General features: G+C 67.1%; 22 protein-coding genes. 10 read left to right on the top strand and 12 right to left on the bottom strand.

Features of this window, described 5'->3' with window-relative positions; all coding sequences use genetic code 11:
- The coding region (locus tag PLZ73_06325; protein ID HOO77488.1) for a lamin tail domain-containing protein at positions 1–2204 on the bottom strand (2204 nt) is incomplete at its 3' end.
- 143 nt (positions 2205–2347) lie between these two features.
- On the opposite strand from PLZ73_06325, the gene PLZ73_06330 reads away from it, so the two are divergent.
- Positions 2348–4219, top strand: a complete 1872-nt coding sequence (locus PLZ73_06330; GenBank protein ID HOO77489.1) for a phosphoenolpyruvate carboxykinase (GTP) — start codon at positions 2348–2350, stop codon at positions 4217–4219.
- Between the two features lie 22 nt (positions 4220–4241).
- On the opposite strand, the gene PLZ73_06335 is transcribed toward PLZ73_06330, so the two are convergent.
- Complete coding sequence (locus tag PLZ73_06335; protein HOO77490.1) at positions 4242–5489, bottom strand: acyl-CoA thioester hydrolase/BAAT C-terminal domain-containing protein; 1248 nt, start codon at positions 5487–5489, stop codon at positions 4242–4244.
- Positions 5490–5547: 58 nt separating this feature from the next.
- Complete coding sequence (locus tag PLZ73_06340) at positions 5548–7206, bottom strand: VWA domain-containing protein (protein ID HOO77491.1); 1659 nt, start codon at positions 7204–7206, stop codon at positions 5548–5550.
- A gap of 622 nt (positions 7207–7828) precedes the next feature.
- Between PLZ73_06340 and PLZ73_06345 the strand changes: the two genes are divergently transcribed.
- The gene (locus tag PLZ73_06345) at positions 7829–8749 is read left to right on the top strand and encodes a DUF1566 domain-containing protein (protein ID HOO77492.1); all 921 of its coding nucleotides are present in this window, start codon (positions 7829–7831) and stop codon (positions 8747–8749) included.
- Between the two features lie 17 nt (positions 8750–8766).
- The gene (locus PLZ73_06350; GenBank protein ID HOO77493.1) at positions 8767–9702 is read left to right on the top strand and encodes a DUF1566 domain-containing protein; all 936 of its coding nucleotides are present in this window, start codon (positions 8767–8769) and stop codon (positions 9700–9702) included.
- Positions 9703–9777: 75 nt separating this feature from the next.
- On the opposite strand, the gene PLZ73_06355 is transcribed toward PLZ73_06350, so the two are convergent.
- The 5 genes from PLZ73_06355 to PLZ73_06375 all read right to left on the bottom strand — a co-directional run bounded on the left by PLZ73_06355 (position 9778) and on the right by PLZ73_06375 (position 13971).
- Positions 9778–10875 carry a hypothetical protein gene (locus PLZ73_06355; protein HOO77494.1) on the bottom strand — a complete coding sequence of 366 codons (1098 nt, stop codon included), beginning with the start codon at positions 10873–10875 and terminating at the stop codon, positions 9778–9780.
- A gap of 84 nt (positions 10876–10959) precedes the next feature.
- A complete protein-coding gene (locus tag PLZ73_06360; protein HOO77495.1) occupies positions 10960–11298 on the bottom strand; it encodes a NifB/NifX family molybdenum-iron cluster-binding protein in 339 nt (112 codons plus the stop codon).
- Positions 11295–12176, bottom strand: coding sequence for an Mrp/NBP35 family ATP-binding protein (locus PLZ73_06365; GenBank protein ID HOO77496.1), 882 nt, complete (start codon positions 12174–12176; stop codon positions 11295–11297). Before PLZ73_06365 ends, PLZ73_06360 begins: the two co-directional genes overlap by 4 nt.
- Entirely contained in the window at positions 12157–12420 is a 264-nt protein-coding gene (locus tag PLZ73_06370) for a DUF5320 domain-containing protein (protein HOO77497.1), read from the bottom strand. Before PLZ73_06370 ends, PLZ73_06365 begins: the two co-directional genes overlap by 20 nt.
- Positions 12421–12603: 183 nt before the next feature.
- A complete protein-coding gene (locus PLZ73_06375; GenBank protein HOO77498.1) occupies positions 12604–13971 on the bottom strand; it encodes a sigma 54-interacting transcriptional regulator in 1368 nt (455 codons plus the stop codon).
- Positions 13972–14143: 172 nt separating this feature from the next.
- Between PLZ73_06375 and PLZ73_06380 the strand changes: the two genes are divergently transcribed.
- The 7 genes from PLZ73_06380 (at position 14144) to PLZ73_06410 (ending at position 18578) form a co-directional block, all read left to right on the top strand.
- A complete protein-coding gene (locus PLZ73_06380; protein ID HOO77499.1) occupies positions 14144–14746 on the top strand; it encodes a DUF5320 family protein in 603 nt (200 codons plus the stop codon).
- Between the two features lie 24 nt (positions 14747–14770).
- Complete coding sequence (locus PLZ73_06385; GenBank protein ID HOO77500.1) at positions 14771–15118, top strand: DUF5320 domain-containing protein; 348 nt, start codon at positions 14771–14773, stop codon at positions 15116–15118.
- A 104-nt stretch (positions 15119–15222) separates the two neighbouring features.
- The gene (locus PLZ73_06390; GenBank protein ID HOO77501.1) at positions 15223–15708 is read left to right on the top strand and encodes a NifB/NifX family molybdenum-iron cluster-binding protein; all 486 of its coding nucleotides are present in this window, start codon (positions 15223–15225) and stop codon (positions 15706–15708) included.
- 64 nt (positions 15709–15772) lie between these two features.
- Complete coding sequence (locus PLZ73_06395) at positions 15773–15973, top strand: zinc ribbon domain-containing protein (protein ID HOO77502.1); 201 nt, start codon at positions 15773–15775, stop codon at positions 15971–15973.
- A gap of 39 nt (positions 15974–16012) precedes the next feature.
- A complete protein-coding gene (locus PLZ73_06400; GenBank protein ID HOO77503.1) occupies positions 16013–16885 on the top strand; it encodes an ATP-binding protein in 873 nt (290 codons plus the stop codon).
- Positions 16882–17763 carry an ATP-binding protein gene (locus PLZ73_06405; GenBank protein HOO77504.1) on the top strand — a complete coding sequence of 294 codons (882 nt, stop codon included), beginning with the start codon at positions 16882–16884 and terminating at the stop codon, positions 17761–17763. Before PLZ73_06400 ends, PLZ73_06405 begins: the two co-directional genes overlap by 4 nt.
- A complete protein-coding gene (locus PLZ73_06410; GenBank protein ID HOO77505.1) occupies positions 17760–18578 on the top strand; it encodes an HD domain-containing protein in 819 nt (272 codons plus the stop codon). Before PLZ73_06405 ends, PLZ73_06410 begins: the two co-directional genes overlap by 4 nt.
- Here PLZ73_06410 and PLZ73_06415 read toward each other — a convergent pair.
- Genes PLZ73_06415 through PLZ73_06430 form a run of 4 tightly spaced genes read right to left on the bottom strand, consistent with a single transcriptional unit; the run spans position 18575 to position 22529 of the window.
- Entirely contained in the window at positions 18575–19168 is a 594-nt protein-coding gene (locus PLZ73_06415; GenBank protein ID HOO77506.1) for a hypothetical protein, read from the bottom strand. The genes PLZ73_06410 and PLZ73_06415 overlap by 4 nt on opposite strands.
- A gap of 43 nt (positions 19169–19211) precedes the next feature.
- Positions 19212–20345, bottom strand: coding sequence for an N-acetyltransferase (locus PLZ73_06420; GenBank protein HOO77507.1), 1134 nt, complete (start codon positions 20343–20345; stop codon positions 19212–19214).
- Positions 20346–20350: 5 nt separating this feature from the next.
- A complete protein-coding gene (locus tag PLZ73_06425) occupies positions 20351–21532 on the bottom strand; it encodes an aminotransferase class I/II-fold pyridoxal phosphate-dependent enzyme (GenBank protein ID HOO77508.1) in 1182 nt (393 codons plus the stop codon).
- Positions 21533–21536: 4 nt separating this feature from the next.
- Entirely contained in the window at positions 21537–22529 is a 993-nt protein-coding gene (locus tag PLZ73_06430; GenBank protein HOO77509.1) for an NAD-dependent epimerase/dehydratase family protein, read from the bottom strand.
- Between the last annotated feature and the right edge of the window lie 48 nt (positions 22530–22577).

Genomic DNA, 22577 nt, shown 5'->3' on the forward strand with positions numbered 1-22577 from the left:
GTCGGGCTCGGGGTGGGGGTGGCGGAGGGGGAAGGCGTGAGGCTGGGGCTGGGGCTGGGCGTTTCGTAGCCGTACGGGGAGGGGGGGGGGCTGATGGGCGAGGGGGTGACGGTGGGAGTGGGAACGTAGACGAAGGGTGAGCCGTCGATCCTGGTGCCGGGCGAATACAGGGAATCCTCGTCGCCGGCGGCCAGGGTGTGGAGCAGGAAACCCCCGTCTTCGTCCGGGCAACGGGTTAGGGACTGGTCCATGCCGCCTTCCTCTCCGTAGGTCACGGAGTCGAGGACCTCGCCGTCCAGTTCGAGGATGACGGTGTCTCCCCCGTTGGTGAGCCAGAGGCCGTACTCCGTGCCGACCGTGAAGACCGTGGCTTCGCCGAAAGCACCGGTGGGGGTGCCTCCCCCGAAGACCACCACCGCCGCCCCCGCTTCCAGGCTGAACCCATCGGGGAAGGTGAAGCGTTCGCTGGCGTTGTCGCTGATGGTCGCCCCGCCCAATTCCACGGGCAGGCCGGTCCGGTTGACCAGTTCGACGAATTCGTCCTGCCAGGAGGAAACCTCTCCGTCCCGGTTGGCGTCGCCGGCTCCCCAGTAGGGGGGGTCGGCCAGGATCTCGTTGATGACCACGGCTCCCAGGCGGGCGGTGGGAGAGGGGCTGGGGGTGGCGCTCGGGGTCGTGGTCGGAGTGGCGCTGGGGGTGGGGGTGACGGTGGGGGTGGTGGTGGGCGTGGGGGATGTGGAGGGAGTGGCGGAAGGGGTGGGCGAGGGCGTTTTGTAGCCGTAAGGGGTGGGGGAGGGGGTCTTCCCCCCCGTGGTCAGGGCGGAGACCTCGTTGGAGTAGCGGCTCTCGTAGCAGGTCTGATAGTAGGACTCCGTGTAGATCTGGCGGCAGGCCACCCGGTAGTAGTAGGTCCGGCCCGGAGTCAGGCCGGTGTCGGTGAAGCCGGGTTCGGTGACCAGGCCCGGGTTGACTTTTTCGTAAATCCCGGTGGCTTCGCAGCCGGGGTTGGCGTGCAGCCCGGCGCCGGAGTCGCCGCCGGAGACGTCGGAACGGAAGACGTCGTAGGAGTAGACGGAAGTGTCCTCTTCCCAGATCAGGGTAACGGTTTCGTCTCCGACCGATTCGACCTCGAGCCCGGCGGGCACGGCCGGGGGGGGGTAGACCATGTCGCTGGAGCCGCCGGGGGTCTCGGTCTCGTCGACGTAGGCGCGGGAACGGGTGATGTCGAAGTTGCCCCTGTCGTCGCATTTGACCAGGACGGTCCCGTCCAGGTCGACGCGGTAGACCACGCCCCCGGCCGACCAGACCCGGTCCAGGGCCTCCCGGGTGGGGTGGCTGTGGGACCCGGCTCCGTAGCCGTAGGCGACCGGGACCACTCCGTACCGGGGCGAGACGATATCCATGAAGTCCTGGTAGCTGGAGTACTTGCTCCCGTGGTGGTGGAACTTGTAGACGTCGGTGTCGGCCAGCTCGGCGCTCGCCCCCGCGTAGCTGTGGGGGGCGGTCTCGTTGACCAGCCAGTACTCCTGGTGGTTGCCGTCGGCGTCGCCCCCGGTGAGGAAGACGCTCTGGCCGCAGCGGATCTGGATCACCCCGGCCCAGTAGTTGTCGTCGGCCCCGTCCCAGGGTTCGTCGGAGTTGGCGCAGAGCACCCGGGCGCCGATGCGGGGGTCCCAGCCGTCGCCGACCGTGGTTTCGGTCCCGCTCAGCCAGTCGCCGGCGTCGTAGGTGTAGATGTCGGTTCCCTTGGCCTCGAGGGTCGCGATCAGGGTGTCGTAATCGGGTTTGTCGCCCTCGGGCCAGATCGTGTTTTCGAAGTAGCTGGCCACGGGGAAGTTGTCGGCCACGGCCTGCAACCCCCCGTAGTGGTCGGCCCCGGGGGAGGAGACCGACATGTTCCAGACGATCCCGTCCGTGCCGATCCGCTCGCGCAGAAAGGGGAGCAGGACGTCGTAGGCGAAGCCGGAGCGCCCGCCGTCCATGAGCAGGTTGCGGTCGTCCTCGGTGTCGAGGATGCCGTCTTCTCCGGGGAATTCGTAGAAGGCGCAGTCCCCGTAGAGCGCGGACTCTCCCTCGGGCACGTACTGGATATACCAGGCCCGCATGTAAAGGTCGTCGCCGGCGCGCGCCGTACGGCCCCCCCCGGCTGCGGCCAGTACCGCCAGCACCGCCACCGATATTCTTGACGGACGGATCCTCTTCATATCACGTAAGTTTCGCAGATTTAAGACTGCGGCGGAATAAAAACTCCCGAATTTTATTGCGCGACATGCCCCTGATCCGGATAATCCCGGTCTCCGGGGCCGCAGGGCCCGGGGCTGAAACGAGGATCGCGAGGAGGAAAACCATGAGCTCCGTTCATTCCGTATTGAAAGAAAAATGCGACGGGGACAGTCTGCGTCGGCTGCTGGCCCTGGAGAACCGCAAGCTGCACGAGTTCGTCGCCCACTACGCCGAAGTCTGCGACCCCGACTCCATCCGCGTCTGCGACGATTCTCCCGAAAGCATCGCCTACATCCGCTCCCGGGCTTTGGAGTTGGGGGAAGAGACGGCCCTGGCCATGGAAGGGCACACCATCCACTTCGACGGGTATTTCGACCAGGCCCGGGACAAGGCCCAGACCAAGTATCTGCTCCCCCCCGAGATGGACCTGGGTCCGCGGATCAACAGCATCGACGAAAAGAAGGGGTTCCAGGAGATGGAGGGTCTGCTCCGGGGGATTATGGCCGGCAAGCAGATGTACGTCCTGTTCTTCTGCCTGGGGCCGACCTTCTCCGATTTCTCCACCCCCTGCGTCCAGATCACCGATTCCGCCTACGTCGCTCATTCCGAGTACATACTCTACCGGCCCGGTTACGAGTATTTCCGGAGCATCGGCGATTCCCGCGACTTTTTCCGCTACGTCCATTCCGCCGGCGAGCTGGAGGGGAACGTCAGCAAGAACATCGACCAGCGCCGGGTCTATATCGACCTCAAGGAAAACATCGTCTTCAGCACCAACACCCAGTACGCGGGCAACACCGTCGGCCTGAAGAAGCTGGCCCTGCGCCTGGCCATCCGCAAGGCCTCGCGGGAAGCGTGGCTGGCCGAGCATATGCTCCTGATGGGCGTCCACGGGCCCGGGGGACGGGTCACGTATTTTTCCGGGGCCTTCCCTTCGGCCTGCGGCAAGACCTCGACCGCCATGTGCGCGGGCGAGGGCATCGTCGGGGACGACATCGCCTACCTCCGGGAAAAATCGGGGGTCTGCCGGGCCGCCAACGTCGAGGCCGGGATCTTCGGGATCATCCAGGACGTCAACCCCAAGGACGACCCGGTCATCTGGAACGCGCTGACCACTCCCGGCGAGGTTATCTTCAGCAACGTCCTCGTCGCCGGCGACGTCCCCTACTGGCTTGGAGACGGCCGCGACGTTCCCGAGGAGGGGGTCAACTACAGCGGGGAGTGGTACCGGGGGAAGAAGGACAAGTCCGGCAACGCCGTCTCCCACTCCCACAAGAACGCCCGCTACACCATCAGCCTCGCCCGGCTGGGGAACCTCGACGGCCGCGCCGACGACCCCGAGGGCGTCCCCCTCAGCGGGATCCTCTTCGGCGGCCGGGATTCCGATACCAGTGTCCCCGTACAGAAAGCCTTCGACTGGGCGCACGGAGTCCTGACCATGGGGGCGTCCCTGGAATCCGAAACCACCGCCGCCACCTTGGGGCAGGAGGGGGTGAGAAAGTTCAACATCATGTCCAACCTGGACTTCCTCTCCATTCCCCTGGGGCAGTACATCCGCAACTACCTGGCGTTCGGGAAACGGCTGGAAGTACCCCCCGCGATTTTCGGGGTCAACTACTTCCTGAGGGGCGCCGACGGGAAGTTCCTCAACGCCATCGAGGACAAGCGGGTCTGGCTGAAATGGGCCGAGTCGGCCGTCCACAACGACGTCGCCATGATCGAATCCCCCACCGGGTTCATACCCCGTTACCTCGACCTTCAGCGTCTCTTCCAGGAGGTCCTCGGCAAGGACTATTCCCGGGAAGATTACGTCCGCCAGTTCACCATCCGGATTCCGGAGAACCTGGCCAAGCTGGAGCGGATCGCGCACCTTTACTATGCCCAGGTCCCCAACACCCCCGACGTTCTTTTCTCGGTCTTCGAGGAACAGCAGGCCCGGCTGGACGAGGCCCGGCGACGCCTGGGGGAGTACATCTCCCCCCTGGACCTGCGCTGAGCCCGCCGTCGGCGGGGTTCGGTCAGAGGGTCTCGTCCAGGAACGCGACCAGCGCTTCCCAGGCGCGGGCTCCGGCGCGGCCGTCGGCTTCGAACGGCGCCCGGGAAAAGATCAGGTTGCGGCAGATCTGGGCCGGGGGCAGGTAGGGCAGGGCCACCAGGTGGCCGGCGTCCTCCACCAGGAGCCGGCACCCCGTGCCCGCTATCTTCCGGTCGGCCTCCAGCTCCCGAGCGAAGTCGGCGGCGGGCCAGACCCGGTCCCCGGTTCCGGCCACCGCCAGCACCGCTCCCCGGATCCTCCCCGCCGCGATGGCGGCGGCTCCCGGCGGCGCCGCGGCCAGTCCCCGGGAGTAGCCCCGCTCGAACGCCACTGGGCGCCCGAGCAGGAGGCGGGCGATGTCGCCGGCCGGGAGCCGGAAGGGAAGAAACGGCACCGGCGCGCCGCCCCGGGTCCAGGAGGAAGCCGGCCGGCCGAATTTCAGGCCCTGCCAGACCCGGGAACTCCCGGAAAATGAGGCCACGGCCCTGACCTCGGGGCGGAAGGAAGCCAGCAGCAGCGCCAGTTCCCCGCCCTTGGAGAACCCGTAGAGAGCCAGCCGCCGGTCGTCGGCGGCGGGATGGGCCGCCAGCCACGTCCGGGCCCGGTCGAAGAACTCCAGGGGAATTTCGCTGAGGGACCGGGGGAGGGAGCCCGAGCCGAAATAGGCCAGGGCCAGGGCGGCGTAGCCGCGCGCCGCCAGGAGCGCCGCCCGGGGTTCGCTCACTCCCCCTCCCGAACCGCTCAGGCAGACCACCACCGGCCGTGGGCCGCCCCCGGCCGGGTGGAAGAAGACGCCCGTCACCCCGTTTTCGTCGACCGGTTCCCGAACCACCTCTCCCCCCGGGGGGAGAAAGCGGCGTTCGAGGCCGGCGGCCGCCGCGGTCTGCCCGTCCGTCTCCAGGGACAGGTCGATCCGGACCGGCTCCAGGCCGTTCTTGCGGAAGAGGGGAACCGGGCCCCGCCCGCGGGCGGGGCGCAGGGACCAGAGGAGTCCGCCGGGGTCGGGAACGCTCCATCCTCCCGATTCCGGGGCCTGGAGGGAGAGGTCGACGTCGCCCCCGGCGTCGGCCCGGAAGACCCCGGCGGTCTCCCATTCCCGGCCGCCTTCGTCGACGGTTCGGGCCCGGACGGTGGCCCGGGAACCGGGTTTCAGCCCCCGGGCCATGACCCGGAAGGGCCGGTCGGCCTGGTCCCGCGCGGGGTACGCTTCCAGGAGGCAGGGCTCTTTCATATCCTCCTCCGGAGCCGGCCCGGCCGGCCCCGGGACCAGTTTACCACCGCCGAGCCGTTCAGTCCGCCGGAGACTCCGGTTTCTTGCCCCCGGAGTCCCGGGCGTCGTTCCGGCTGAGGATTTCCGCGGTCTCGGCCAGGCGGATGAACTCGGACCGGTAGCCTTCGGCGTCGGTCCCCTTCGCTCCCCGGGCCAGTTCCAGGACCTGGGGGTAGGAAGCGTCCCCTTTGTATTCGGAGCCGCGCAGGAGCAGTCCGAATTCGGCCACGGCGGCGGCGAAGCGGAAGTTCTCCGAGGACGCTTCCAGGGGTTCGGGGGTCCCTTCCACCGTCCGGGTGATGAGGATGCTCTCTTCCCCCTGGGGCTCCTTGTAGCGGAGCTTCACCGTCATCCACTCCCCGCTCTCCAGGCCCGCCGGGGAGATCCCGACGTTCTGGTACTTGAGCCCGCCGGCGTCGGGGACGGTCTCCTCGGACCCGGCGGGGATGATCTCGTAGAGGGCGGTTACGGAATGTCCGGCCCCCAGTTCGCCCGCGTCCTTGCGGTCGTCGGCGAAATCCTCGTTGTCGAGTTTACGGTTGACGTAGCCGATCAGGCGGTAGCCCTTGACCAGGGCCGGGTTGAACTCGACCTGGATCTTGACGTCCTTGGCGATGGTCAGGAGCGTTCCCCCCAACTGGTTGACCAGAACCTTCTTGGCTTCCAGGACCCCGTCGATGTAGGCGTAGTTGCCGTTGCCCTTGTCGGCCAGGGCCTCCATCTTGGAATCCTTGAGGTTGCCGGTACCGAACCCGAGCACGGTGAGGAAGATCCCGCCCCGGCGCTCGTCTTCGATCAGGCGGACCAGTTCCCCGTCGCTGGAGACCCCCACGTTGAAGTCGCCGTCGGTGGCCAGGATCACCCGGTTGTTCCCCCCCTCGATGAAGTTGTCCCGGGCGGTGCGGTAGGCCAGCTTGATGCCTTCGCCCCCCGCGGTCGACCCGCCGGCGTCGAGCTGGTCGATGGCGTCGAGGATGCGTTCCTTCTTGTCGCCCGCGGTCGAGGGCAGCACCGTTCCCGCCGCTCCGGCGTAGACCACGATCGCCACCCGGTCCCGGGGTCCGAGCTGGTCGACCAGGAGGCGGAAGGCTTTCTTCAGGAGGGGGAGCTTGTCGGGTTCGTCCATCGAGCCGGAGACGTCGAGGAGAAAGACCAGGTTGCTGTCGGGGAGGTCCGCCGTTTCCACCTTCTTCCCCTGGATTCCGATCAGGGCCAGCAGGTGCCCCCGGTTCCAGGGGCAGCCCGACAGTTCCGTGGTCACCGAGAAGGGGTCGGTGCCCTCGGGCGCCGGATAGTCGTAGGTGAAGTAGTTGATGAACTCCTCGATCCGGACCGCGTCCGGGGGCGGGAGCTGCGAGTCTCCGATGAACCGGCGGGTGTTGCTGTAGGAAGCGGTGTCGACGTCGATGGAGAAGGTGGAGAGGGGGTCGGCCACGGCGGTATGGAAACCGGTGTCCTCGATCCGCCCGTACTCCTCGGTGTTGAAATCGTCCCGGCCGCCCCTGAAGGGAACGGGCGCCACCGCCATCATGGGCGCGGACTCGGTCAGTAGCATCAATCCCAGATCGGGTTCGTCGGCGGCCGCCTTCGAGTCCTGTTTGTTTTTGTCCTCCGAGAGGTTGCTGCAGCCGGCGAAAAGTGCGCCCGCGAGGGCGAAAACGGCGAGCCGGGTTCTCATGGGTTCCCTCCTTTGCCCGCTGGCGGGCGTGCGCATGAAGAACGAACGGCACTACTTAGACGCGCCCCCCCCCCGGTTTGTTCACGGAGAAAGGAATTCACCATGTAGACATGCAGGGGCAGAGGGGAGGATTAGCCACAAAAGGCACAAGCGGGGAAAGGGTTGGCCACAAGAGGCGCAAGAGGCACAAGGATATTTTAAAGGTTTGATGACGGGCTGAAAATGCCCGGCGGCGAACAGTGGGAATACCCTACTATTTTTCAACCTGTGTAATTTCAGTCCCCCTATCTGTGTAAACCTGCCTGCCGGCAGGCAGGTCTGTGGACTCATTGAGGGGGGTCCAGGCGGAGGACCTGAACCCTGAACCCTGAACCCTCTCATCCTTCCCCCAATCAGAGTTAATCAGAGAAATCAGGTGCAAAATTCTCCTGGGGCCGTGGTGGGGGGCCTGAACCCTGACCCCCCCCTTTCCTCTACATGTATCACATGCTTATATGTGACAAAGGTTCAGGGGATGGGGTGGGGGCTACTGAATACTGGGTTCCGACTCCTGAAGTATCTCGGGGTTGGTTCTGTGATAAAATCAAGTAAAGGCATAGTTGTACCCCCTGGGAGGCGAATCATGAGATATCTCCGTTCGATCGTACCGGCGGCACTGGCCCTGGCGGCAGGGATAGCCTCGGCCGAGGATTTCAACGGGGACGGCACGGGAGACGTGGCCATCTTCCGCGATTCCTCGGGCCTCTGGGGGGTGCGGGGGGTGACCCAGTTTTATTTCGGAGGGGCGGGAGATCTCCCCAAGCCCGGCGACTATTCCGGCAACGGGACCGACACCCCGGCCGTATTCCGGGCAACGGCCGGCCTTTGGGCGGTCCGGGGGGTGACCCGGGTTTACTTCGGAGCTTCCGGCGACAAGCCCAAACCCGGCGATTACAACGGGGACGGAACGGAGGACATCGGGATCTTCCGGGAAGACGCCGGCCTCTGGGCGGCCCGGGGGATCACGCGTTTTTACTTCGGTGCCGCCGGCGACAAGGCCCTGGCCCCCGATGTCGCGTATGGCGAATTGCGGACCAGCGGCCTTCTCCGGACCGGTCAGACGACAATATATTATTCAGGCGACGACGGCGCCTATCAGGCGGGAAGAAGATTTTTCTATACCGACCACGGGGACGGGACGGTCACCGACAACGTGACCGGACTGATGTGGCCTACGGACGGGACCGGAGCGGGCTGTTTCAACGGCCAGACCGCCACCTGGGCGGAAGCTCTGGATTACTGTAATACCCTCACCTTCGCCGAGCACAACGACTGGCGCCTCCCCAACGTCCGCGAACTCCTCTCCCTTGCCGACTACGGTAGAACCACTCCCTGCCTGGACACCGGCATATTTATCAACACCATAGTCGGCTACCACTGGACCTCTACTCCGGATGACAGCGGGACCAGCGCCTGGAGCGTGCATTTTTACGACGGTGATTTGCACGTCTGGAATAAAACCGTGTACGGCCTTTATGTCCGTCCCGTTCGCGGCGGCATCTAACACCCAGGAGCCTTGAAATGAAAATAGCGGCAATCGGGATAACGATCGTTCTTGCCTTCTCGTTCATCCCCTCCGTGCCGGCCGCCGATTTTGACGGCGACGGCACCGGCGAGATCGCCCTCTTCCGCCCCTCCAACGGCCTCTGGGCGGTCCGGGGCCTGACCCGGATCTATTTCGGCGCTTCCGGGGACATACCGGAACCGGCCGATTACAGCGGGGCCGGATACGACCTTCCGGTCATCTTCCGGCCTTCCAGCGGGTTGTGGGCTGTGCCCGGCGCCGTCACCCGGATCTATTTCGGTACTGCCGCCGACAAGCCGAAGGCGGGGGATTACGACGGCGACGGGACCGAAGATCCCGCCATATTCCGGGAAAGCTCGGGGCTCTGGGCCGCCCGCGGCATCACCCGGTTTTACTTCGGACGCACCGGCGACCGGGCCCTCGCCCCCGACATCGCCCACGGCGCCGGCCCTGGGGGAGGGCTTCTCAAGACCGGTATGACCCGGATCGACCATACGGGAGACGACGGTTCCTACCGGACGGGGACGTCTTTTCATTACGTCGATCACGGCAACGGCACCGTCACCGATGTCGTCACCGGCCTGATGTGGCCCACCGACGGCGACGGCGTCGGCTGCTTTAACGGTCAGACGGCGACTTGGGTGGAAGCGCTGGATTACTGCAACGGCCTCACCTTCGCCGGGTACAACGACTGGCGCCTCCCCAATGTCCGGGAATTGCATTCCTTGGTCAATTACTCCTCGACTACCCCGAAAATCAGCACCACGATCTTCATCAACACCAAGAGCAACCGGTACGTCTCGTCCACCACCCATGCCGGTTTCACCGGCAGCGCCTGGTACGTTAACTTCAGTGATGGCGATATCGGGCCTTTGGGAAAAAATGACTTCGGGCCCATCTTCTACGTGCGCGCCGTCCGCGGAGGGGATTAACCACAAAGTTCACGGAGGGGTTTTCCCTATGCTCTCTGCTCCATGCTCTCTGCTTCTCTCCCCCGAACCCTCCCCCTATGCGCCCCGCGCCAGTATCCGCGCGGCGGCGACCTCGGCCCCGTTCAGGGGAACGTCGGCGAAGTCGTCCGGCTGGGCGAGCAGGTCCCGGGCGGCCGCGCCCAGTTTTCCGGCGCGCAGATCGTCCACCCCGATGTGGCGGCAGGGGAGGGAGGCCCGGGCCCCCTCGACCAGCACCGGGTATTCCCGGAATTCCCCGCGGTCGGTGTAGAGCATCCGGGTCCGGTTGGCGATGCATTCCGAAAGGATGCCGTAGCCGGGCTTGGTGGCGACGACGTCGGCGGCGCGGACCAGGTCGGGGTAGCCGAGACCGCGCGCCTTCAACTCCTCCCGGGAAACGTTGCGGATTCCCGGGACCCCGGCCCCGACCCGCTCGCTGGCCAGCCAGACCAGGCCCCGGTCGGCGCTCATGGCTCGGTAGAAGGCTTCGTCGAGGCTGAACCCCCCGAAAGAAAGGAGGACCACCGGGGCCCCGGGGTCGATCCCCAGCGCTTTCCGGGCCCCGGGGCGGTCGAACCGCGAATGCCGGCCGATCAGGGGGATCGGCTCCTGCCGGGGAAACGCCTCCAGCCCCCGGGAGAAGGGGAGGCGAAGGAGCATTCCGGCCTTGCCGTACCCGGCCCGGATCGTCTCCAGTTCTCCGCCCCGGCCGCCCAGGCGCTCCAGGTAGGGTTCGTAGATCCAGTCCCAGGAGAAGTTGGCCAGCGCCAGCGAGGGGACTCCGGCGCGCTCGGCTATCTCGAAGGCCACATGGGGGATGTCCCCGACCACGGCCCCCACCCCGAACTCGCGGACGAAGGCGGCCTCCTCTTCGATCAGGGCCGGGGCCTTCTCCAGGAAGCCCGCCAGCCGCTCGAGGGTCCGGCGGTAGAGGATGGTGAGGCTGTCGGCTTGGGAGACGCCGGGATCGCAGTCCCGGCGGTGGTAGGAAAAGGCTTCGCCGGCCTGCTCGCGCAGGAACCATTCCGGCGCCGAGCTGCGGACCGCGATCGCGATCTCCGGCGCGCGCGCCCGCAGGGCGCGGATGACCTCCGCCGAGCGGGCCGCGTGCCCGAACCCGTGGCCGGATATATAGAAGACGACGTTTCTGCCCATGCCCGCTCCGGTTTCGACGTCCGGGCGCCAGTGTAGCCCGGCCGGCCGCAATTTACCAGGGGGAGCCCGGGGCCGTAAGCGGGATCAGTGGTCGCAGGCGTTATCGCCCGCTTGCAGGGAACCGGCCAGGTAAGCCCGGATAAGATCCTCGGGCTCGTCCGAGGGCGCCCCGACCACCACCTCGATCCCTTGCCGGCTCAGAAGCATCTGAGCGGTGCGGCCCATGCCCCCGGCCAGGACCGTCTCGACCCCCTGCTCGTGCAGCCACCGGGGGAGGACCCCCGGTTCGTGTTCCGGCGGGGTCAGGTATTCGATTTCGGAAACGGTGCCCTTTTCGGGGTCGACCTCGGCCAGGGCGAACGCCCGGCAGTGGCCGAAATGCAGGCAGAGCCGCCCGTCGGCGGTGGGGATGGCGATTTTCATGGTTGTTCCTCCGTGGTGGTTGAGGCGCCGCCCGCTTCCGGGGCGGCCGCCGGCTTGGCGGTCAGGGCGGCGATGACGGCGCGCAGGGCCCGGGCGGGCGGCCCGTCGGGGTGCGCGCTGACGAAGGGACGGCCGGTCTCGCCGGAATCGACGATCCGTTCGTCCAGGGGGATTCGGCCCAAAAACGGGACCCCGGTCTCGGCCGCCAGCTTCTCTCCCCCTCCGCGCTTGAAAAGGTCGATATCCACGCCGCAGTGCGGGCAGACCAGGCCGCTCATGTTTTCCACGATCCCCGCCGCCGGCAGGTGCAGCATTCGGCAGAAGGAGACGCTCCGGCGAACGTCGTCCAGCGCCCGTTCCTGGGGAGTGGTCACCAGGACGGCCTCCGTCCCGGGCCCGGCGAGCTGAGCGATGGAGAGGGGTTCGTCCCCGGTGCCGGGAGGCGAATCGATGACCAGATAATCGAGCGAACCCCAGGCGACGTCCTTGAGAAACTGATGAATGGCCTTGTACTTCAAGGGGCCGCGCCAGATCACCGCTTCCCCCGTCCCCTGGAGAATCAGGCCCAGGGAAACCACTTCCAGCCCCTCGGGGGTAAGCAGGGGCCGGATCTCCCCGCAGCCGTCGGGCCGCAGCCGTTTCCCTTCCAAACCCAGGAGGCCGGGGATACTGGGTCCGTGCAGATCGACGTCGAGCAGCCCCACTCTGGCCCCTTCCCGGACCAGGGCCGTGGCCAGGTTGACCGCGAAGGTGCTTTTCCCCACGCCTCCCTTGCCGGACATGATCAGGAATTTCCGACCGATCCGGCGCATCCGGCCTTGAAGCTCGATCTCGTCCAACTGGCGTCCGAGATCGTCTTCAGTTTCCGCTTTTTCCATCCCGCATCTCTCCTTTCGGGGTTTCGCCCCCCGCCGCCGGGCGCTTTCGATCTTCCAGGTATTCTACCCGACCGCGGAGAAGACGCACCTGGAAACCGATCTCCCGGATCCGATCTTCCAGTTCGGCCGCCGGGCCGCGGGAGCTTTCCCCCGGGCCGGCGCCGAGCTTGAGGACGCAGTATCCGTCTCCACCTCCGGTCAGCGGTCCTTTCCCCGTCGGTCCCGTTCCGTCGAATCCGGGCATGAGTCTTCTTCCTCCCGGGCGTTCGCCCCGTACGCACCTGAATTAAAGCAAGGAGTATGCCAATACCGGCGGATGGGGAAAAAGCTCGGATTCCGGCGGCCGGCCAAGGGGAACGCCGCCTTTCCCGCGTTCTTCCGGCCCCGGTCGGTGCGCGGGAAACGCGGGATAATCATGCAGATTGCATCAATCCTGCCGGCGCCCCCGTCCGTCTCGAGCGGGTGGGCGGATGCCGAGGCTCTTGATTTTACGGTAGAGGGTGCTGGGATCGATTCCCAGTTCGAGCGCGGCCGTCCGACGGTTGCCGCCGGTCCGCGCCAGCGCCTCGGAGATGAGGGCGCGCTCCATTCCCGCCAGGCTCAGCGTCCGGCGCCCCGCTCGGGCTTCCCCTCTCCGGGCGCGCAGTTCCGGGGGCAGGTGGTCGAGTTCGACGATCTCGCCCCGGCAGAGGACGAACCCCTGCTCGATGATGTTCTCCAGTTCCCGGACGTTTCCCGGGTAGTCGTGGTCCATGAGCGCGGCCATGACTTCGTCGGAGACCCCGGCGACCGTGCGGTTCTGGAGGTGGTTGAACTTGGCCACCAGGTGCTCGACCAGCAGAGGAATGTCCTCCCGGTGCTCCTTCAGGGCCGGGAGCCGCAGGTGAACCACCCGGATGCGGTAAAAAAGGTCCTGCCGGAACACGCCGTCCGCGACCAGGGCGTCCAGGTCCCGGTTGGTGGCCGCGATCACCCGCACGTCCACCGGGACCGGTTTCACGCCCCCCAGGGGCTCGATCACCCGTTCCTGCAGGACCCGCAGGAGCCGGACCTGCAGGGCCGGGGAGACGTCCCCGATCTCGTCCAGGAAAATCGTCCCCCCCTCGGCCAGGGCGAAGCGGCCCGGTTTGTCCCGCTTGGCGTCGGTGAAGGCGCCGGCCAGATGGCCGAAAAGTTCGCTCTCCAGGAGGGTGTCGGGGAGGGCGGCGCAGTTGACCGCGACGAACTTCTTCTTCTTCCGGGGGGAGAGGTCGTGAATGGCACGGGCGAAGAGTTCCTTCCCTGTCCCGCTGGGACCTTCGATCAGGACCGTACTGCTGCTCGAGGATATCTGGGGGAGCAGATCCAGGAGCCTGGTCATGACGGCGCTGCGGCCGACGATGTCCTGAAAGGTGTATTTCCCCGTCAGTTCCTTACGGAGGCGCTCGATCTGGGTCAGGTCCTGAAACGATTCCACTCCGCCCACCACCTCTCCCCGGTCGTTTCTGAGAAGGGCGGTGGAAACCCGGATCGGTATCTGTTCCCCGGTTTGGTTGACGATGCGGGCGGGGGCGTTGACGATCGGTTTCCCGTCGGCCATGGTCCGGCGCAGCACGCAGTGTTTCTCGCAGATATCGGTTCGGAAAACGTCGGAGCAGGAACTGCCGATCGCCTGCTCCCGGCTTACCCCGGTGATCCGTTCCGCCGCGCTGTTGAAGGCGGTGATCCGCCAGTTCAAGTCCACCGTGAACACGCCCTCGTTGAGCGAGTCCAGGATGGCGGCTTCCCGCTCCCGTAATCTCGTTGCCGTTCCCATGGTTCCGACCCTGGTTTCACCTTGCCCAGTAATTATGCAAAATGCAATAAAAAAGCAGAGATATAATTGCAAAATAACCGACTATTGCCGGTCCCGCGGACCGCCCCGGCCCCGTTTCCGCGCCCTCGTTCCCGGATTCGGGGTTTGGCACGGCATTTGCTAAATTCAAGGCGTGAAAGTTGCGATACCACAATGGCAGGGCCGGGTCTCGCCCGTCTTCGACGTGGCCGGGGAAGTCCTGGTGGCCGATTCCGACGGCGGCCGCATCCGCCTGGAGCTCGGCGAAGCCGCCGGCTTCGAGCGGGTGCGGCGCTTGGTCGAAGGGAACGTGGGGGTGCTGCTCTGCTGCAGCATCTCCCGGTTCCTGGAAGCGGCGGTCCGGGAAGCGGGGATCGACCTCATCCCCCATGTCTGCGGGGAGGTGGAGGAGATTCTGGCGGCGTGGACGTCGGGCCGGCTGCGGCCGGAGCTGTTTTTGATGCCGGGTTGCCGGTCTCGGGGGCGCTGCCGCGGAGCGGGCCCGGGGGAACGGAGACGCCGGTCTTGCCTGGAACCGGAACAGGAGGTGACGAACATGCCTGCGGGAGATGGAACCGGACCTCGGGGAGAGGGACCGATGACGGGGAGAGGAGGGGGGCGCTGCGGCGGCCGCGGAAGAAGGCCGTCGGCCGGGGCGCCCGGAGGTGGTTCAGGGTCGGGAAAGACGGGAGCGGGCCCGGGACGGGGCCGAGGGCGGCGTTCGCCCGGACCCGGAAGCCGGGGAGAGCAACGCTGACCGTAAACTACGGAGGTAAACATCATGCCAGGTGGAGATGGAACAGGACCGAATGGGATGGGACCGATGACGGGCCGCGCCGCCGGATTCTGCGCGGGCAACGCCGCGCCCGGCTTTGCGGCCTGGGGAGCGGGACCCGGATACGCCGGCGGCTTCGGCCGCGGCGGGGGCCGGGGGCGCCGTTACCGCTATTACGCGACCGGTTTGACCGGCCGGCAGCGGGCGGGTTTTTTCCCGTGGGGAGCGCCCGCCGCTCCCGAAAACGAGCTCGAGGCACTGAAAAGCCAGGCCCGGGCGTTTCAGGGGGCGCTGGACGGGATCCTCAAACGTATCGACGAACTCGGCTCCCGGAGCCCCGAAAGCCCGGAGTAAACCAACCGCCGATCCGGGGAGGATACGCCGGCGAGCGTTTTCTCCCCGGGTCGGTTCCGGAGGGAAGGGAACCCGCCGGAAAAGAGGAGATAAGGAAACCGGTTATGAAAATCGCGATTACGGCCACGGGCCCGACCCTGGAAGACCGGGTGGATCCCCGGTTCGGGCGCTGCTCCTGGTTCCTGGTGGTAGACCCGGAAACACTGGAGTTCGAGGCGCTGGAAAACCCTCACGGATCGCTGGGGGGCGGCGCCGGGATTCAATCGGCGCAGCTCATGGCCGAAAGGAACGTCGGTGCGGTTCTCACCGGAAACTGCGGGCCCAACGCCCACCGGGTCCTGACCGGCGCCGGCATCGAGGTGATCTCGGGCTGCGGCGGCGCCGTCTCGGAGGCGATCGCCGACTTCGCCGCCGGGCGGTTGCGCTCCGCGGAAGGACCCAGCGTGGAGAGCAAGTTCGGCGTCGCCGCCGGCGCCGCCGGCGCCGCCGGCGGGGACGACGTGGAGCGCTTGAACGAGGCCGCGGCCGAGTTGAGCGGCCGCCTGCAGGAGCTGCAGAAAAGAATCGCTCTTTTGGAGAAAAAACAGTAGAAATTCCCCGGCCCGCGCCGGCCGGTCCGTTCCGACCGGGCGCCGGGAAACGAGGATGCCGACCATGCCCATCTATGAGTACGAATGCAGGAAGTGCCGCCACCGCTTCAGCCACCTGTCCCGGACCGCTTCCGCGCCCGCGCCCCGATGCCCCGCCTGCGGCGAAGGCCGTCCGCTCAAGAAACTCTCCACCTTCAACGCTGCCGCGCCGGCGTCGAATTCGTCCTCGGGCGGATCGTGTTCGACGGGTTGCTGTTCGCTGTGAAAAGTCCCGCGCCGGGTGGAGCCGGGAGCTGAGACGGCCGTGAAATTGGCGGTCGCCAGCGGCAAGGGGGGGACGGGCAAGACCACGGTGGCGGTCAATCTGGCGCTCGCCGCCGCGGGGCGGGGCCTCGACGTCGCCTACCTGGATTGCGACGTGGAAGAGCCCAACGGGCATATCTTTCTCAAACCCGAGATCGAAACCGAGCGGCCGATCGGGACCCCGATCCCCGTGGTCGACCGTGACGCCTGCGTCGGGTGCGGGGAATGCGGCCGGATCTGCAGGTTCAGCGCCATCGTTCAGGTGGCGGCGGAAGTCCTGGTCTTCCCCGAACTCTGCCATGGCTGCGGCGGGTGTTCCCTGGTCTGCCCGACCGGAGCCGTCAGGGAGGTGTCCCGGGAGCGGGGGCGGCTCCGCCTCGGCGCGGCCGGCCCCATCCGCTTCGCGGACGGCCTCCTCAACGTGGGGGAGGTGGCGGTTCCTTCCCTGATAAAGGCGGTGAAGACCGCCGTTCCCCCCGCCGACCTGACGGTGATCGACGCCCCGCCGGGAACCTCCTGTCCCGTGATCGAAAGCCTGCGCGGGTCCGATTTCGTCCTTCTGGTCACCGAACCCACTCCCTTCGGCCTTCACGACCTCAAGCTGGCGGCGGAGACGGTCCGGGTCATGGGCCTCCCCTTCGGGGTGCTGATCAACCGCGCCGGGTTCGCCGACGCCGAGACCCGCGGCTACTGCCGGGACAACGGGATCGGCATCCTGGGCGAGATTCCCGACGACCGCCGGGTGGCCGAGGCCTATTCCCGGGGAGAGACGGCGATCGGGAGCCTTCCCGAATACCGCGGGGTCTTCGCCGCGCTCCTGGACGCCGTCGCCGCCGCGGCCGGGCCGCTTGCGCCCGGCGGGGAGGGCGCGTGAAGGAACTGGCGATCATCAGCGGCAAGGGGGGGACGGGGAAAACCTCGATTACGGCCTCGTTCGCGGCTTTGGCCGGCAACGCGGTGCTGGCCGACTGCGACGTCGACGCCTCCGACCTGCACCTGATCCTGAAGCCGACCGTCCGCCGCCGCGAGGATTTCTCCGGTGGCTCGCGGGCCGAAATCGACCCCGCGGCCTGCCCCGGCTGCGGCAAGTGCCGGGAACTCTGCCGCTTCGACGCGATCGAGGGCTCGGGGGACGCGCCGGCGGTTTTCCGGGTCGATCCCCTTTCCTGCGAGGGTTGCGGGGTCTGCGCCCGCTTCTGTCCGTCCGGCGCCATCCGTTTCGCTCCCGTCGTCAACGGGGAGTGGTACGTTTCCGACACCCGTTTCGGGCCCATGGTCCACGCCCGGCTGGGACCGGGGGAGGAGAACTCCGGCAAGCTGGTCAGCCTGGTCCGCAAGGAAGCGGGACGCATCGCCCGGGAACTCGGCCGCGGGCCCGTCATCATCGACGGATCTCCCGGGATCGGCTGCCCGGTCATCGCCTCGATCACCGGGGCCGACCTGGTCCTGGCGGTAACCGAGCCCACCCTGAGCGGCGCCCACGACCTGGAACGGGTGGCCCTGCTCACCCGGCATTTCGGGGTCGAAACCCTGGTCTGCGTCAACAAATGGGACCTGAACCCGGATCAGGCCGCCGCCATCGAGGCCCTGGCGTCGCGGTTGGGCCTGAAGGTGGCGGGGAAGGTGAGGTACGATCGGGCGGTGACCGAGGCCCAGGTCCGGGGGGAGGCCCTGGTCGAAAACGGCGGGGGCACCGCCGCCGCCGGGGAGATCGCCGATCTCTGGGCCCGGGTGAGCCTTCTCCTGCGATGATCGCGTTTCCCTCGCCGGGCCGGGCGGCGGAGCACTGCCGGAGCTGGCTCGAGGATTATCTGATGCGGTTCCCGGGGGACGACGACGACCAGAGGCGGAACTTCGCCGTGAAGCGCGGCCACACCTACCGGGTGCGCGCGGAGATCATGGCCCTGGGGAGGAACCTGGGACTGGTCGCGTCCGCCATGGAACTGGCCGAGATCCTGGCCCTGGTCCACGACGTGGGCAGGTTCGAGCAGTACGCCCGTTTCCGCACCTTCGTCGACCGACGTTCCCTCGACCACGCCGCTCTGGGAGCCGACATCCTCCGCTCCTCGCCCGCGCTCGACCCTTTGCCGCCGCGTCTTCGCGAACTGGTTCTGCGCTGCGTCTCCTACCATAACCGGGCCGAGCTGCCCGCGGGGGAGGGGAGGGAGTGCCTGTACTTCACCAGGCTGCTGCGCGACGCCGACAAGCTCGATATCTGGAGGGTGGTCACCGACTACTACCGGGCCGGCCCCGGGGAGCGCAACCCGGCCCTGGAACTGGAACTGCCCGATACCCCCGGGTTTTCGGACGAGGTCTGCCGGTCCCTGCTGGAGGAGCGGATGGTGGATTCGGGGCTCCTGGCCAACCTCAACGATTTCAAGCTGCTCCAGGCCGGCTGGGTCTACGGGATCAACTTCACTCCCTCCCTCCGAGCGGTCCGGGAGCGCGGGTACCTGGAGTCGATCAGGGCGGCCCTGCCTCCGTCGCCCCGGCTCGACCGGATCTTCGGCCGCCTCCGCTCCCGCCTGGAAGTCCCTGCCGCCGACGGGGCGGCGCCCCGCCTCTAGAAAGAGGCGTTGACCACGGGGAGCACGGGGATGGCGGCGTTGGTGGCGATGTTGACCACCCCGATCTGTATTCCCGACAACTGGGGGGTGATGTTGACCAGCCCCAGCTGCAGCCCGGTGACCGCGCTCGAGTAGTTCACCGCTCCCAGCTGGACTCCGACCGCCTTTTCCCCTCCGACGATGTTGACCGCCCCTTCCTGGAAGCCGACGAAACCGTCTCCGTCGATGTTGAGGAAGCCGTTCTGCCACCCCACCGCCTTCTTGCCCACGATGTTGACGGTCCCGAACTGGACCCCGACCGCCCGCTCCTCGACGACGTTGACCAGGCCGAACTGGAGGGCGGTCAGGTCCTCGGTGGTCCAGGTCAGGACCCCGGCGTCGAATCCGGTCATATCCGTGTTCATGCTGAAGAGCCCGAGCCGGAACCCCTCGATCGGGGTATGGGTCGAGACCAGTTGGACCGGGGGGAAGAGGGAGAGCTGGAGAAAGGCCGATTCCACCGTGCCCGTTTCCTGGGCGCGGGCCCCCGCCGCCAGTATCGTGACCGCGGCGGCCGCCGCCGCCCGGAGGAAAACCATCGTCGTGCGCATCCTAACGCTCCTTGCTCGGTTTGAGGTTTCAGCTCCTTTTTCTTTAGAGGGAATCCTTGGCGAAGATCCGGTAGCGCTTGGAGAGGGTCCCCCCCATGGCTTCGGTGGCCCGGATCACCAGGGTGTTGTCTTCCAGCAGCCAGGAGATCTCGGAGTCGACGTAGCCCAGCTCCCGGGAGTTTTTCGCCGACTCGTGGAAGAGAAGGACGTCGAGCCCCTTCTTGCGGTACTCGGGCCTGATCCCGGCGATCATGAGCCTGATGGCGGAGATCTTGCGGCGCCCGAGCAGGAATTTGAGGATCTGGACGGGGCCGAGTTTCCCGCCCATGGTCTTGAGAACCTGGTTGTAGTCCGGGAGGACGATGTAGACCCCGGCCGGTTTCCCTTCGTACTCGGCGAAAAAGGCCAGGCGGGGCTCGGCCAGGGGCTTGAGTTCGCGGGCCATGTGCGCCGCCTCCGCCTCGGTCAGGGGCACGAACCCCCAGTTCTCGGCCCAGGCTGAGTTGTAGATCTCCCGGACGACGGCGATCTCCCGGTCCAGGCGCTTGAGGTCGATGTAGCGGATCGATCCTCCCCGCCGCCGGATCCCTTCGAGCAGTCGTCCCAGGCGCGGGTTCATGCGGTCGGGGTTTTCGGGGACGGGGATGTCGTAGGCCAGCAGGTCCTTGGCCTTGGCGTAGCCCGCCCCCTCGATCAGGTTCCGGTACCAGGGGGGGTTGTAGGGCATCATGATCCGGGGAGGCGAATCGAACCCTTCGATCAGGAGGGCGCAGACGTCGTTGGTCGAGGGGTTGAGGGGCCCGATGCTCCGTTCCAGCCCCCGGTTCCTCATCCATTCCTCGGCGGCGGCGAAGAGCGCCGCCGCCGTCTCCGGATCGCGGACCGATTCGAAGAAGCCGAAAGCGCCGGTCTTCTCCCCGTGGTAGCGGTTGTAGAGGAAGTCCTCGACCGCGGCGATCCTCCCTACCGGCTCGTCCCCCCGGAAGGCCAGAAAGAGCGCCCCCTCGGCGTGCTCCCAGAAGGGGTTCTTCCCCGGGGTCAGTTTCTTGATCTCCTCCCGGGTCAGGGGGGGGACCCAGCAGGGGTCTCCGGAGTAGAGGCGGTGGGGGAGAGCGACGAAGGCCCGCAGTTCGCGCCGGCTCGCGACCGGCCGGATGCTGATCGCCGCGGCGCCCATGTCCGTCAGATGACGCCCAGGCGCTTCCCGATCCGGCCGAAGGTCTCCAGGGCGAAGTCGAGCTGGGCGTCGGTGTGGGTGGCCATGAAGCTGGTCCGGATCAGGGTCTGATCGGGGGGGACGGCGGGGGGGATGACCGGGTTGACGAAGATCCCGGCGTCGAGCAGGAGCTTGCGCATGAGGAACGTCTTTTCCAGGTCCCCGATGAAGAGGGGGATGATCGGGGTCTGGCTGGGGCCGGTGTCGAAGCCCAGCGCCTGGAAGCCCTCCTTCATCTTGCGGGTGATCTCCCAGAGCCGCGCCCGGCGCTCGGGCTCCTCCTCGATGATGTCCAGGCAGGCCATTACCGCCCCCACCGAGGCCGGGGGGAGGCTGGCGCTGAAGATCAGGGGCCGGGCGTGGTGCTTGAGGTAATGGATGACCTCCTCGCTGCCGGCGGCGGCGCCGCCGATGGAGGAGAACGACTTGCTGAAGGTGATCGTGATCAGGTCGATTTCCTTTTCCAGGCCGAAGTAGGCGGCGGTGCCCCGCCCGCCCGGGCCCAGGACCCCGACGGCGTGGGCGTCGTCGACCAGGACCCGGGCTCCGTATTCGCGGGCTAGGTCCAGGATCGAGTCCAGGGGGGCGATGTCTCCTTCCATGCTGAAGACTCCGTCGACCACGATCAGCTTGCCCGCGTCCCCGCAGGAGATCAGGACCCGCTCCAGGTCCTCCATGTTGTTGTGCCGGAACTTCTTGATGCTCCCGAAGGCCAGCCGGGTTCCGTCGATGATGCTGGCGTGGTCGAGGCGGTCGATGAGAACGTATTCGTTTTTGGCCACCAGGGCCGAGATGGTGCCCAGGTTGGCCTGGAACCCGGTGGAGTAGACCAGGGCCGATTCCTGGTTGAGGAAGGCGGCCAGGCGCTCTTCCAGGTGGCGGTGGATGTCCAGGGTCCCGTTGAGGAAGCGGGAGCCGGCGCACCCGCTCCCGTACTTGTGCAGGGCCCGCTCGGCCGCTTCGATCACCCGGGGGTGGCAGGTCAGTCCCAGATAGCAGTTGGAGCCGAGCATGAGCACCTTCCGCCCCCCGATCTCCACCTCCGTCTCCTGAGCGGAGGCGATTTCGGTGAAGTAGGGGTAGATGCCCTGTTCCATGACCTCCCGGGCCCGGGTGAATTCATGGCATTTCGCAAACAGGTCTGACATCTCGCTATCCTAAGGTTCGAACCGGTTTCAACCAGCCCTGGTTCCGATACCAGGCCACCGTTTCCTCCATCCCCGTCCCCAGGTCGAACCGGGGATGGAACCCCAGGTCCTTCCGCGCCCGCGCGATGGAGCAAGTCCAGTAAGGGTGGGCCAACTCCCGGAGTTTATCAAGGAAAAAGGAGCCGTCCAGGCCCGGCAGTTTCCGCCCTCCGGCGGCGGCGAGGGCCATGGCGCCCAGGGGAAGGGGAAGGGGTACGGCGCCGCGGCCCATGATCCGGGAGATCTCTCGGAGGCTCCGCCTCCAGCTGTAGACGTTCCCGTCGGAGACGAACCAGGTCCCGTCGTCGCCGACCCCGGCGGCCGCGACCAGGGCCTCGACCAGATCGTCGACGTAGACGGCGCTGAAGAGGCGGTCCGCTCCCGTGGGCTGGGGGCGGAACCCCCGGGCGATCCAGCGCAGGACCTGAAAGACGTCCCGCTCCCCGGGTCCGTAGACCACGGCGGGCCGGAGGATGGCGGCGCCGAACCCCCGTTCGGCCCCGATCAGCGCTTCCTCGGCCTCCAGTTTGCTCCGCCCGTAGAAACTGACCGGTGCCGGGGGGTCCTCCTCCTCCCGGGGCCGGTCTTCCCCGCTGGGTCCGGCGGCGGCCAGGCTGCTGACCAGGACGAACCGGCGCAGCGGGGCCCCCTCCTCCCGGACGGCATTCAGGAGGTTGACGGTGCCGTCGCGGTTGGTGGCCCGGAACTCTTCCAGGCTCCGGGCCTTGGTTTTCCCCGCCAGGTGGAAGATGGTCTCGACCCCGGCCACCGCTCGCGGGAGCGTCTTCGGGTCGGTGACGTCCCCCCAGACCGTTTCCGCCCCCGCCGGCCCCGAACGGCCCGGAAGGGGCCGGAGCAGGCAGCGGACGCGCCGGCGGTCGCGCACCAGCCGCGCCACCAGGTGGCCGCCGATGAAGCCGCCCCCGCCGGTAACCAGCACTGTCGAACCGGTATTCACGGAAATTTTCGCGCCATGATCTTCGGATAGTAGCAGATGAGGCCGGAA

This window comes from bacterium, from assembly GCA_035380285.1.
Taxonomy (GTDB): Bacteria; Auribacterota; Erginobacteria; order Erginobacterales; family DAOSXE01; genus DAOSXE01.